This is a genomic window from Mesorhizobium australicum (assembly GCF_900177325.1).
GTDB classification, from domain to species: domain Bacteria; phylum Pseudomonadota; class Alphaproteobacteria; order Rhizobiales; family Rhizobiaceae; genus Mesorhizobium_A; species Mesorhizobium_A australicum_A.
In genome coordinates this window covers 2,406,716-2,418,763 of sequence record NZ_FXBL01000004.1, presented here as the reverse complement: position 1 = coordinate 2,418,763, position 12,048 = coordinate 2,406,716, and the positions used below count along the sequence as shown (strand labels likewise).

The 12,048-nt window shown below is 67.4% G+C and carries 11 protein-coding genes; 2 read left to right on the top strand and 9 right to left on the bottom strand.

The genetic code is table 11. The features are described 5' to 3' along the window. Positions 1-70: 70 nt before the first annotated feature. The gene (locus tag B9Z03_RS14320) at positions 71-859 is read right to left on the bottom strand and encodes an anti-sigma factor family protein (RefSeq protein WP_085464829.1); all 789 of its coding nucleotides are present in this window, start codon (positions 857-859) and stop codon (positions 71-73) included. Next, positions 856-1,374: an RNA polymerase sigma factor gene (locus tag B9Z03_RS14315; RefSeq protein WP_085467659.1), complete on the bottom strand. Its 519-nt coding sequence runs from the start codon at positions 1,372-1,374 to the stop codon at positions 856-858. The genes B9Z03_RS14320 and B9Z03_RS14315 overlap by 4 nt, the downstream gene beginning before the upstream one ends. Before the next feature lie 282 nt (positions 1,375-1,656). On the opposite strand from B9Z03_RS14315, the gene B9Z03_RS14310 reads away from it, so the two are divergent. Next, positions 1,657-2,856 (top strand): MFS transporter, encoded by a 1,200-nt coding sequence (locus B9Z03_RS14310; RefSeq protein WP_139832472.1) that lies wholly within the window; start codon positions 1,657-1,659, stop codon positions 2,854-2,856. Here B9Z03_RS14310 and B9Z03_RS14305 read toward each other — a convergent pair. From B9Z03_RS14305 to recO, 3 genes are all read right to left on the bottom strand, one after another. Continuing rightward, the gene (locus B9Z03_RS14305; protein WP_085464827.1) at positions 2,810-5,581 is read right to left on the bottom strand and encodes a DUF2339 domain-containing protein; all 2,772 of its coding nucleotides are present in this window, start codon (positions 5,579-5,581) and stop codon (positions 2,810-2,812) included. The genes B9Z03_RS14310 and B9Z03_RS14305 overlap by 47 nt on opposite strands. A 66-nt stretch (positions 5,582-5,647) precedes the next feature. Then, the gene (locus tag B9Z03_RS14300) at positions 5,648-6,163 is read right to left on the bottom strand and encodes a PaaI family thioesterase (protein ID WP_085464826.1); all 516 of its coding nucleotides are present in this window, start codon (positions 6,161-6,163) and stop codon (positions 5,648-5,650) included. After that, the gene (gene recO, locus B9Z03_RS14295; protein ID WP_085464825.1) at positions 6,160-6,912 is read right to left on the bottom strand and encodes a DNA repair protein RecO; all 753 of its coding nucleotides are present in this window, start codon (positions 6,910-6,912) and stop codon (positions 6,160-6,162) included. Before recO ends, B9Z03_RS14300 begins: the two co-directional genes overlap by 4 nt. Before the next feature lie 158 nt (positions 6,913-7,070). Here recO and B9Z03_RS14290 point away from each other — a divergent pair, with 158 nt between their 5' ends. After that, on the top strand, positions 7,071-9,167 hold the full coding sequence (locus B9Z03_RS14290) for an EAL domain-containing protein (RefSeq protein ID WP_085464824.1): 2,097 nt from the start codon (positions 7,071-7,073) through the stop codon (positions 9,165-9,167). A gap of 15 nt (positions 9,168-9,182) precedes the next feature. On the opposite strand, the gene era is transcribed toward B9Z03_RS14290, so the two are convergent. From era to acpS, 4 genes are all read right to left on the bottom strand, one after another. Further along, a complete protein-coding gene (gene era, locus B9Z03_RS14285; RefSeq protein WP_085464823.1) occupies positions 9,183-10,112 on the bottom strand; it encodes a GTPase Era in 930 nt (309 codons plus the stop codon). Continuing rightward, complete coding sequence (gene rnc / locus B9Z03_RS14280; RefSeq protein WP_085464822.1) at positions 10,109-10,822, bottom strand: ribonuclease III; 714 nt, start codon at positions 10,820-10,822, stop codon at positions 10,109-10,111. Before rnc ends, era begins: the two co-directional genes overlap by 4 nt. Then, positions 10,822-11,568 (bottom strand): signal peptidase I, encoded by a 747-nt coding sequence (gene lepB / locus B9Z03_RS14275; RefSeq protein WP_085464821.1) that lies wholly within the window; start codon positions 11,566-11,568, stop codon positions 10,822-10,824. Before lepB ends, rnc begins: the two co-directional genes overlap by 1 nt. Before the next feature lie 78 nt (positions 11,569-11,646). Further along, positions 11,647-12,048 (bottom strand): holo-ACP synthase, encoded by a 402-nt coding sequence (gene acpS, locus B9Z03_RS14270; RefSeq protein WP_085464820.1) that lies wholly within the window; start codon positions 12,046-12,048, stop codon positions 11,647-11,649.

The window sequence follows — 12,048 nt, the reverse complement described above, 5'->3', positions numbered from 1 at the left end:
ACGCCTGTCGACGGCTCGCGCTTTCGCGCCGCGATTCAGGCCGAATTGTGACAGTTTCCGTCGCCATCCGCTAGCCTTTCGCGGCGCTGGGAAGGAGCTGCCTGTAGGCAGCGCGCGCCACCGCCTCCATGGTCGCTTCGGGAACCGCGCCGGCGATCGCATAGCCGAAACCGCCGTCCAGCCAGTAGAACGCGCGGGCGTCCGCATTCTCGAACAGGCGGAAGCCGGTTTCGTTCGTTCCGGCGGACTGCGTCACGTAGAGCGAGATGCGGTTGCCGGAATAGTCCTGGTACATAAACTGCGCGGCGACCTTCTCCCCGGAGGGCAGGAGCCGCCCGCCGACGAGGCTGAAACCCTCCGGCGCGAGATCCGGCGCGGTGAGCGCGGTTCCGACGCGCTTGGAGAGCCAGCCGACGAGATGGTCCTTCTGGTCGGCGCCGACCTCGACGACGTGCAGCTTCTCGGCCGAATAGATGCGATGCGCCGTCACCGCGCGCTCGGCGACCGGGTCGGGCAAGCCTGCAATCCGCGACGGGCCGCCAGCGATGCCTAGCGCGTATCCGCCGGCCGCGGCCGCGACGAGGAGGCCAGCCGCGACCGCACCGCGCCACCAGTTCCGCATGCCGAACAGGTCCGAGCCGTCGCCGAGGATCGCCTGCGTCAGCTTGGCGGGCACGGGCTCGTAGGCGACGGCGCCGAGCGCGGTCTGGAGGCGCTGACGGTCGGCGTCGAAGCGGGCCGCCTTGGTCTTCATGTCCGGATTAGCGCCCAGCCAGGCATCGAAGTCGCGCAAGCGCTCGGCCGGCAGCTCGCCGTCCAGCGCGAGGTGGATGTCGCGTTCGGTGAATTCCGAGGTCATCGTTCGACTACCTTCATCGTCCGTCGGCGCGAGGCGTCCTCCAGTTCCTTGCGCAGCTCTTCCCTTCCCCTTGCGATACGCGACATGACCGTGCCGGCGGGGATGCCGAGGACGGTGGCGGCCTCGGCATAGGTCAACCCCTCGACGGCCACGAGCACCAGCGCCGAACGGCGGTCGGGCGCGATCGCCTGCAGGGCCTGCAGCACCTCGCGCGCCGCGATGTTGTCGAGCTGCGCCGGCTCCGTGACCAGAGCCGGTCCGCTCGCATCCTCGTAGTTTACGGTCTCGCCCCGCCGCCTCAGTCTGCGTACCTGGTCGACGAAGAGGTTGTGCATGATCGTGAACAGCCATCGCCGCGGGTTTTCGCCGCTCTGCCAGCCGTCGATACGGGCCAGCGCCTTCTCGATGCAGTCCTGCACAAGGTCGTCCGCGAGGTCGCGGTCGCGCACCAGCGCGCGCGCATAGCGGCGCAGGCGCGGCAGCTCGGCAAGGATCGCACCCCGTTTCTCGTCCATGTCCTGCCCGACGCGGCGACCGGCCGATTCCGGCTCGCCGGCGCCATTGATACGCCGGACTGCCCGCCGCACAAGCGTCGCGTAAGGGCAGCCTGTCCCATGAACGCCGCAGGGCGCGCCGCTATTCCCGACGCCGCGATCTATCAACGGAATTGAACAACCGGTCTCCGCAACTCATTGGACGCGACCGCCAACTCCTCCTATCGTGCATATACACAATAGATGCCTCCGCAGGAGATTTACGTGCCCGTTTCCATCGCGCAAGCACGCCCGGCTCCCTCGATGCCGTGGCTGGTCATCATCTGCGGCTGCCTGATCGCGGCGCTGACCTTCGGCCCCCGCTCGGCAATGGGGTTCTTCCAGCTTCCCATGCTGGCCGACAAGGGGTGGGACCGAACCACGTTCGGCCTCGCCATGGCGATCCAGAACCTCGCCTGGGGGCTGGGCACGCCGTTCTTCGGCGCGATCGCCGACAAGTTCGGCACCTGGCGGGTGCTGGCGCTGTCAGGCATCCTCTACGCCAGTGGCCTGATCCTGATGGCGGTGGCCGACAGTCCGGCCCTGCTGCACATCGGCGGCGGCGTGCTGGTCGGCCTCGGCATCGCGTCCGGCTCGTTCGGTATCGTGCTGGCCGCCTTCGCACGCAACGTCGCGCCGGAGAAGCGCAGCCTTGCCTTCGGCATCGGCACCGCCGCCGGCTCGGCCGGCATGTTCGTGTTCGCGCCGCTGTCACAAGGACTGATCGACGCCTATGGCTGGTTCAACTCGCTGGTGGCGATGAGCGCGATGATGCTGATCGTCCCGGTGCTTGCCATTCCGCTGCGCGGCAATGCGCAGACCGGGCTTGCAAGCAAGGCCGAGATCGACCAGTCGATGAAAGCAGCGCTCAGGGAAGCGTTCGGCCACCAGAGCTATCTCCTGCTGGTCTCCGGCTTCTTCGTCTGCGGTTTTCAGGTCGCCTTCATCACCGCCCACTTCCCGGCCTACATCTCCGACATCGGTATCGAGGCGCGCTATGCGGTGATCTCGCTGGCGCTGATCGGCTTCTTCAACATCATCGGCTCGCTCGCCTCCGGCTTCATCGGCCAGCGCTATTCAAAGCCGATCTTCCTGTCGCTGATCTATCTCGGCCGCTCGATCCTGATCACCTGGTTCCTGCTGGTGCCGCAGACGCCGTTTGTGGTGGTCGTGTTCGCGGTGCTGATGGGCCTCCTGTGGCTGTCGACCGTGCCGCCGACCAACAGCCTGGTCGCAATCATGTTCGGCACGCGTCATCTCGGCCTGCTGGGCGGCATCGTCTTCCTGTCGCACCAGGTGGGCTCGTTCCTCGGCGTCTGGCTCGGCGGCTACCTCTACGACATCTACGGCAGCTACGACATCGTCTGGTGGCTCGGCGTGGCACTCGGCCTGTTCGCGGCCGTGGTGCACTGGCCGATCAAGGAACGGCCGGTCGATCGCCCGGTGCTGGCGCCGGCGGAGTGACCTCCGCGCTTGCGGCATCGGTTGTCCTCGAGCGGACGAGGAGCCGCTGGTAGAACAGGCCGATGCCGATCAGCACCGCGCCGAGGCCGATGAAGGAGAGCGCGCGCAGCACGCCTTCCAGCTCGGACATGTCGAACAGGAACACCTTGCCTACGGCGACCGCGATCACCACCGCCGAGGCAATGCGCAGCACCTGCGAGCGCAGGCGCACGCCCACCACCAGCACCAGCACGCCGATGGCGAGCCAGAGCGCCGAATAGGCATAGGTCTCGACCTGCCCCATGCCGTTGACGAGGCCGAGATATTCGCCGTGGAACAGGCGGCGCAGCGCCAACGTCGCCCAGGCGAAGATGAGCGTCGCCGAGAGCAGCGCAAGCATCGCGACATACCAGGCTGGCCTGCGGTTCCGCGCGAAAGCTGCGACGGCAGCCGCCGCCAGACCCGGCAGCAGGTAGCCGAGCAGGATCAGGTCGATGAAGGGAATGGGCCCGACGGACTCGTTGGTGAAGAGCGGGTTCTGGAAGCCGAAATGCTGCGCGACGATCAGGAGAACCGACACCACGCCGGCCGCCATCGAGCCGTAGCGGAAGACCGGGCTCGGCGAACGCAGGTCGAGCGCGATCAGGATGGCGCCGGCGCCGAGCGCGATCAGCGTGTAGATCGCCTGTTCGGCAAGCCGCGGCTCCGCGCCGTCGATGATGCCGGCGTTCATGGCATGGCGGACCAGCATGGCGACCGTCAGCAGCGCGAAGAGGGCCGCCGCAGCCTCCATCACGATGCGCGGCGCGCCGCCGGTGGTGCGGCCGAGCTGCCATGCGGCGGCGATGAAGGCGAGCGCCGGCAGGCCGTAGCCGGGCAGGAGCGCGTTGAAGACCGGCATCGTGCCGAGCCGGGACGCGCCGATGATGGTGGGATCGGGCAGGATGCGCGCGATCGTCACCGCCACGGCCGCGACGCAAAGCCAGCCGAGCGCCGGCCATGAACGCAGGCGGGTCGCGAAGGCCGGCGCCAGCGCCAGCAGGCCGCACAGGATGGTGGTGAGAAGAGTGCCGAAGGCGGCGTGGACGAAGACGACCGCTGCGGCGAACGCGCCGGCCAGCGCAAAGGACACCGCCCAGCCGCCGGCAAGCGCAGGCGTCTCGCGGCGAGAAATCATCTCGGCGCCGGCCATAAGCACGCCGGCAAGCGCCAGCATGGCGAAGGCGTAGCGATAGTCGCGATCGACATAGCCGAAGGCGAACCACAGCGCCGCAACGATGGTGACGGAAACGGCCGCGGCCCAGAGCGACCACGAGGCGGAGCGCAGGGCGTCGCCCGAGGCCGCGCGGAACGCGGTCCAGAGACCGAGGGCGAGGAACAGAAGGGACAGCAGGATGCCGACGAGCATCGCCGTCGACTGCGGCATGGACGGCATACCGCCGTCGAAGATCAGGATGCCGTCGAAGGCGTAGACGGAGAAGTCAGCCGCGAGCGCGACGCGGGCAAACGCAACAACAGCGACGAGGCCAGCGGCGTGCAGGATCGTCACGGCACGGCTGCGCAGCCATGCCGCCGCGACCATCGCGGCGACAAGGGCCGCACCCCAGGGCGCGGAGCCGGTAAAGACCAGTTCGTCCACCACCAGCAGCGCGCAGGCGGAGAGACCGGTGGTGAGCGCAGCCGCGATCGACGGCGTATCGCGCCAGTTCGTCGGCTCGTCGGCTGTCCGGCCGCGGAACCACAGAAGTACGAGTGCTGCGAGCACGACGAGCTGGATGAAAAGCACCGGCGCGGGATCAACCGGAAACGCCTCCGCCAGATAGACCATCGACCAGACGCCCGCGCCCAGGATGCCGGCGGAAGCCAACAGCGACCAGGAGCGGATGCGCGCAACGGCGGTGTTCGCGGCAAGTACTATGGCGAGATAGCCGAACAGCGACCAGGGGCTCGGCGCCTGCGAGGCGACCAGCATGGGCGTCAGCAGCGAGCCGAGCAGGCCGACGCCGGCCAGCGCCTGGCCGTGGACGAGAGCGGCCGCGATCGTGCCGACGCCGATCACGCCGAGAAGGATGAAGGAGGCTGCCGGGCCGATGAAACCATAGATGCCATGCGCGGCATAGACGGTGCCGAACAGGGCGAATGCGCCCGCGGCGGTGAGGATGCCGGGGACATAGGCGCCGGCAGCGCCCTGCACCGGCACGCGGAAGCCTGTGCGGCGCACGAATTCGCCGGCGCCGACGAGCAGGATGCCGAGGAGGGCCGCGAGCGAAAGACGCACGCGCGGGCCGAAGATTCCTGCCTCGATCGAGTAGCGGATGAGGAAGACCGCGCCGAAGGCGAGCGCAAGGCCACCGACCCAGACCGCCCAGCGGGTGCCGAGCGCGGTCTCGATGTCGGGCTTGGCCGGCTTGGACGCCTCCGAAGTCGCTGCGGGCTCGGCCTCGGGCTCCGCAGCCTCGCGCGCAGCCCGCGCCCAGGGACCGGCCGGCTCCTCGGCGTCTTCGTCGGACGGCAGGTCGTCGACGCGCGCGGCGACGGCTTCGTCCTCGGCCTGATCGGCGAGCTCCGGCGCATAGGCGGCGATCTCGGACGGCAGCGGATCGGCCGCACTGTCGCGCCCCTGCTGGCGCGCAACCGCGCGCAGCTTGCCGACCTCCGTTTCCAGCGCACCGACGCGCGAATAGAGCCGGAAGACGAAATAGATCAGCGCGACAATCGCGATCGTGCCTATGAAGCCGTCGAACATGGGCGGTCCTCCCGTTTGGCCGGCGGAGTACAGAGGCGGAGTATCAGGACTGTGTTGCCCGGAGGCTCAGCCTGCAAGATTGGCGACAGGAAAGATCGTGCAGGTCTCGGTTCCGAAGGCGAGCAGCTTGCCGTCCTTGTCCTTCAGCGTCGCCTCCGAGACGGCGATGGTGCGTCCCTTGCTCACCACCCTGCCCTCGCACACGACCTCGCCCGTGCGGCTGGTAATCGGGCGCGTCAGGTTCACCTTGAACTCGACTGTCGTGTACGCCTCGCCCTTCGCCAGCAGCGTCTGGACGGCACAGGCGAGCGCGGAATCCATGATCGTACCGGTCCAGCCGCCATGGACGGAACCGAGCGGATTGAGATGGCGCTCGCCCGGAAGACCGCGGAAGACCGCCCTGCCTTCCGAGACTTCAGTCAGGCCGAAATTGAGCCGCTCGCCGATCGGCGGGGCGGGGTAATGGCCGTCGATGAGCCGCTGCAGCAATTCGAGCCCCGAATAGAGCCCGACATCCTCGCGAGGGATCGTTCCGATCCCCTTCTGCACGACATAGCCGGGGAAAAGCTCGACTGCGGTCATTCGGCTGCTGCTCCTGCATTGCTCGGGAAGGCGCGGCGCACCGCGGCGATGAAACTTGCCCGCGCCTCGGGCTGGCCGATGCCGCGCGGCTCGTAGACGTGTCGCTCGAAGAAATAGCCGGTCAGGCGGAAGGCCTGCTCGAAGGCCGAGGCGTCCGCCCGCATGCCGGAGCGGCGGTCGAGGAAGGCCGGCAGAGGCAGCATCGCGTCGCGCCAAGGTTCACCCGCCGCGCGCGACACCGCACGGCCGGATTTCGGCGAGACGTAGACGAGATCGTCGCGCGTCCCGGTCGCGGCGCATTCGGAGAGGTCGAGCCCGAACCCGAGTTCGTCGAGGACCAGAAGCTCGAAGCGGATGGCGAGCTCGCCGGCCGAGACCGCATCGTCGAGATGGGAAAGGATCAGCCCAAGCGTCTCGTAGAGCGCCGGATGCGGATCGCGCTCAGGCAGGAGGCGCAAATGCGCGGCTAGCATCTGCAGGCCGAACACGGCGGTGGCGGCATCGAACAGGCGCGCGGCGTTGAGCTCGATCGGCTCGGCCTGGAAGGTGCCGAGATGCTCGTCGAGACGCGCGCGCCAGGTGAGATCGACCCGGTTGCCGGGCTGCAGCATCGGCTGCATCTTGCGCGAGCGGCCACCGCGCACGAGGCCGAGATGGCGGCCGTGCGCGCGCGTCATCGCCTCGACGATGGCGCTCGTCTCGCCATGACGCCGCACACCGATTATGATTCCCTCGTCGCGCCACTCCATCGGCCGAGTCTGGCCGGATGGGCGGGCGAAAGCAAGGCGCGGACATACGCTGGCGATAACGCGCGGGCGTTGCATGCATGCCGCGTCGCACGTCTTCGGTTAAGGGATTGTTCTTGAGATTGTGATCTTTTCGACGCCGACAGTCACCGGGTGAACGAATGGCGAAAAAGGCCAGCAACCGCCGCGACGAAGCTTTCTGGGAACTCGCGCTCGACCGGGCTAAGCTCGGCGTCTGGGACTGGAACCTCAAGACCGACGAGTGCTTCTACTCGCCGACCTGGGAGAGGATGCTCGGCTACGAGCCGGGAGAACTGCCGCCCGTCAGCGATCTGTGGCTGAGGCTGACCCATCCCGACGACAAGGAGCGCGCGATCGCGAGCGGCGAGAAACATCTCGCCGGGCTCACCGAGATCATCGAGACCGAACTCAGGCTGCGGCATAAATCCGGCAAATGGATCTGGGTGCTCGACCGCGGCGGCGTGGTGGAGCGGGACAAGAACGGCAAGCCGACGCGCGTGGTCGGCGTGCAGACCGACATCACCCGACAGAAGGCGGCCGAACAGGCGCTGGAGCAGGTGAACGTGCGCTTCCGACTCGCGCTGGAGGCGAGCGGCACCGGCATCTGGCACCATGACATCGACAGAAAGCGCAGCTACTGGGACGAGCGGACGCAAGGGATTTTCGGCGTGTCGCTGGACGGCGAAGAGGTGCCGAGGGACTTCTGGTACGGCTTCCTCCATCCAGAGGACAAGGAGGCAGCCTCGGAGGCGCACGAGGTTCCCGTCGGCTCGACGCATGTGGTCACCAGCCGCTATCGCATCATCCGCGGCGACGGCGAGGTGCGCTATGTCGAATCGCTGATCCGATACATTCCGGAGCCCAATTCCTCGGGCTACGTGCTGGGGACCGTCCGGGACGTGACCGACGAGCAGAAGCGCGAGCAGGAGCTGGCCTATGCAGCCAGGCACGATCCCCTCACCGGCCTGCTCAACCGGACGGCCTTCGACGACGCGCTGACGCAGATCCGCGACGAGGGCGGAAATTTCCCGCTGGCGGTGTTCTACATCGACCTCGACTACTTCAAGGCACTTAACGACTTTGCGGGGCACGCGGCCGGCGACGTGGCGCTGCGGCGGATAGCGGACGACATCCGCGCCGTCCTGCCGCCCGGAGCGCAGGCGGCGCGCCTCGGCGGCGACGAATTCGCGCTGGTAGTGCCGACCTGCGATGTGGCGCCTGCCGAAAGACTCGCCGACGACATTCTGGCCGCGATCCGCGACGCGGACCTCGGCCCGAGCTCCGGCTCGCGGCGGCTGGCAGCCAGCATCGGCATCGCCTTCATGGCGGACGCCACGGTCACCGTGTCAGACGCGCTCGCCTCAGCCGATGACGCCTGCTATGCCGCCAAGGCGACGGGTCGGAACCGCCACGCGCTGTTCTCCGCGCAGGGGAACGCGGCGACGGTGGGCCTCAACGCGGCGCGGATGGCATCGGACACGATGGACGCGCTTGAGAGCGATCGCATCGCCCTGTTCGGGCAGCAGATCCATCCGATCGGCCACCCCTGGGAAGCCTGCGGCCATGTCGAGGTGCTGGTCCGCCTCATCGCCAAGGACGGTCGGCTGATCCCGCCCGGCGAGTTCATTCCCGCGGCGGAGCGCTTCGGCGTCGCAGCGAAGCTCGACCGCTGGATCTTCCAGACGACGCTGAAGCGCTACGGCGCGGCGGCCGCCCGCGGTGGCATCATGCTCGCCTTCAACCTGTCGGCGCAGACGCTCAGCGATCCGCTGCTGTGGGAGTTCGTCGACACCGTCATGGTCGAGACCGGAACCTCGCCGTGCAGCATCATGTTCGAGATCACCGAAACCGCCGCGGTTACCAATTTCGACGCGGCGGAACAATTCATCCTCAACGCGCGGCAACGCAAATGCCGAGTCAGCCTCGACGATTTCGGGGCCGGTATGAGCTCGTTCGAATACCTTCGCCGCTTTCCGATCGATGCGATCAAGATCAACGGCTCCTTCGTGGAGCACATGACGGAGAGCCGCTACGACCGCGAGATCGTCTCGGCGATCATCGGCATCGCGCGCAGCCTCGGCTATTCGGTCGTGGCCGAGAAGATCGAGAAGCAGGAGACGCTGGAGATGCTGGCCGAGATGGGCGTCGACTACGGCCAGGGCTTCCTGCTGCACAGGCCGGAACCGATCGGCGACCTCATCGAGCGTTGCGCGCCCCCAGTCACGAAGGCGGTGTGACCGCCAGAGCGGGCTTTATCCCGGGAATTCCAGGCCCATCTCGCGATAACGCTCTGGATCGTCGCCCCAGTTCTCGCGCACCTTGACGAACAGGAAGAGGTGCACCTTCTGTTCGAGGATCTCGGCGATCTCCTTGCGTGCGGCCTGGCCGATCGCCTTGATGGTCTGGCCCTTCTCGCCGAGCACGATCTTCTTCTGGCTGTCGCGCTCGACGAAGATCACCTGCTCGATACGAACCGATCCATTGGGCATCTCCTCCCACTTCTCGGTCTCGACCGTGGAGGAATAGGGCAGCTCCTGGTGCAGGCGCAGATAGAGCTTCTCGCGCGTGATCTCTGCGGCGAGCTGGCGCATCGGCAGGTCGGAAATCTGGTCCTCGGGATAGTACCACGGCCCCTCCGGCAGCGCCTCGGCCAGCCAGGCGAGGAGATCGCTGCAGCCCGAGCCGGTGAGCGCCGAGACCATGAAGGTGCGCTCGAATGTGGCGCGCTCGTTGCATTCGGCGGTGAGCGCCAGCAGCGTCTCGCGCTTGACGCGGTCCACCTTGTTGAGGATCAGCGCTTTCGGCTGCCTCACATCGGCGACCCGTTCGAGGATCGCAGCCGCGTCGCCCTTGAGGCCGCGTTCGGCGTCGATCAGGACCAGCACGATGTCCGCGTCCTTCGCCCCGCCCCAGGCGGTCGTGACCATGGCGGTGTCCAGCCGGCGCTTAGGCTTGAAGATGCCCGGCGTGTCGACGAAGACGATCTGAGCGGCGCCATGGACCGCGATGCCGCGCACGATGGCGCGCGTCGTCTGCACCTTGTGGGTGACGATCGACACCTTGGTGCCGACGAGCTGGTTGACCAGCGTCGACTTGCCGGCATTCGGCGCGCCGATGAGCGCGACAAAGCCCGAATGGGTCGCGGGCGCGCCTTCGACAGCGTTGTTCTTCACGTCGCTCACGACACAGTCTCCTTCGCCGCGCCGATGCCCTCGCGCGCCAGGAACGCCTCGGCGGCGGCGCGTTCCGCCGCCTGCTTGGAGCGGCCGGTCGCCCTCGCTCCGGAATAGCCCGGCAGCTCGACCACGACCGTGAACACCGGCGCGTGGTCGGGCCCTTCGCGTTTCTCGACCGAATAGGCTGGGCGGGCGCCGGACTGCTGGGCGGCCCACTCCTGCAGCTCCGTCTTGGCGTCGCGCGGCGGCGTCTCGATCGCGCGCGAGCGCTTCTCCCAGTAGCGCAGGACGAAGGCGCGGGCCGCATCGATGCCGCCGTCAAGATAGATAGCCGCGATCAGGGCTTCGGTGGCGTCGGCCAGCACGTTCTTCGCCTTGGCGCCGACGCCGGCGCGAACCGCGGAATCGGCCCTGATGATCGTCTCAAGCCCAATCTCGAGTGCAACGTCGGCGCAGGTCTCGGCGCGAACGAGCGCGTTGAGCCGGACCGCCAGTTCCCCCTCTTTGGCGTCGGGGAACGAGGAGAACAGCATGTCGGAGACGACGAGCGCGAGGACGCGGTCGCCGAGGAATTCGAGGCGCTCGTTGTTCGTGGCCCCGCCCGTGCTCGAATGGGTGAGCGCGGTCTGGAGCAAGCCGAGATTTCCAAAGGCGTGGCCGGTTCGTTCGCAGACGATCCGCGCCAGATCTTCTCCCGTCGGCCGCTTCAGCGCCATCAGTGGACGAAGTTGAACAGCCGGCCCGGACGCATGTCCGTCGGCCACTTCCAGATCTCGAGCGGGCTCGAGCCGTCGGAGATCGAGAAGAAGATGATGTTGGCGCGGCCGACGAGGTTTTCCGCCGGCACGAAACCGAAGACGCGGCTGTCGGCCGAGTTGTCGCGGTTGTCGCCCATCATGAAATAATGGCCCGCCGGCACCGTGAACTCGCGCGTGTTGTCGCTGATGCCGTTCGGCGTCAGGTCGAGCGTGTCGTAGGAGACGCCGTTCGGCAGCGTCTCGCGATAGACGTCGACCGGGCGGTTCTCCTCGGTGATGTCGGGATTGTTGATCTCGCCGGTCTTCACGCGCTGTACCGGCGTGCCGTTGATGTTGAGCACGCCGTCGATCATCTGGATGCGGTCGCCAGGCAGGCCGATGACGCGCTTGATGTAGTCGAGCGACGGGTTCGGCGGATATTTGAACACGGCCACGTCACCGCGCTCCGGATCGGAGCCGAAGATGCGGCCAGAGAAGAGGTTCGGCGAGAACGGCAGCGAATGGCGCGAATAACCGTAGGCCCACTTGGTCACGAACAGGTAGTCGCCCTCGAGCAGCGTCGGACGCATCGAGCCGGACGGAATCGAAAACGGCTGGAACAGGAAGGTGCGGATGACGAGCGCGAGGATCAGCGCCTGGACGATGACGCTGACGGTTTCGCCAAGCCCGCCGGACTTCTTGCCTGTCTTCTCTGCCACGCTCATCGCTTCCTCGGTTTCCGGTCACGTCTTTAGCCACTTGCCTCGCGTGGGGCAACGCAAATGCGGCGAAACTCCGGTCGCTCAGGCCGCCGGCAGGGCTTCGATGATCACGAATGCCTGAGCGAGCGGGAAGTCGTCCGTGATCGTCAGGTGGATCACGGCGCGGTGTCCGGGCGGCGTCATCGCCTCCAGCCGCTTCGCCGCGCCGTTGGTCAGGTGCATGGTGGGCTTGCCGCCGGGCAGGTTGACCACGCCCATGTCGCGCCAGAAGACACCACGCGAAAGCCCGGTGCCGAGCGCCTTCGAACAGGCTTCCTTGGCAGCGAAGCGCTTGGCGTAGGAGGCCGCGCGCTCCTTGCGGCGGTCCGACTTCGCCTGCTCGATCTCGGTGAAGATGCGTTGCGTGAAGCGCTCGCCGAAGCGGTCGAGCGATTTCTGCACGCGGCGGATGTCGATCAGGTCGCTGCCGAGGCCGATGATCAT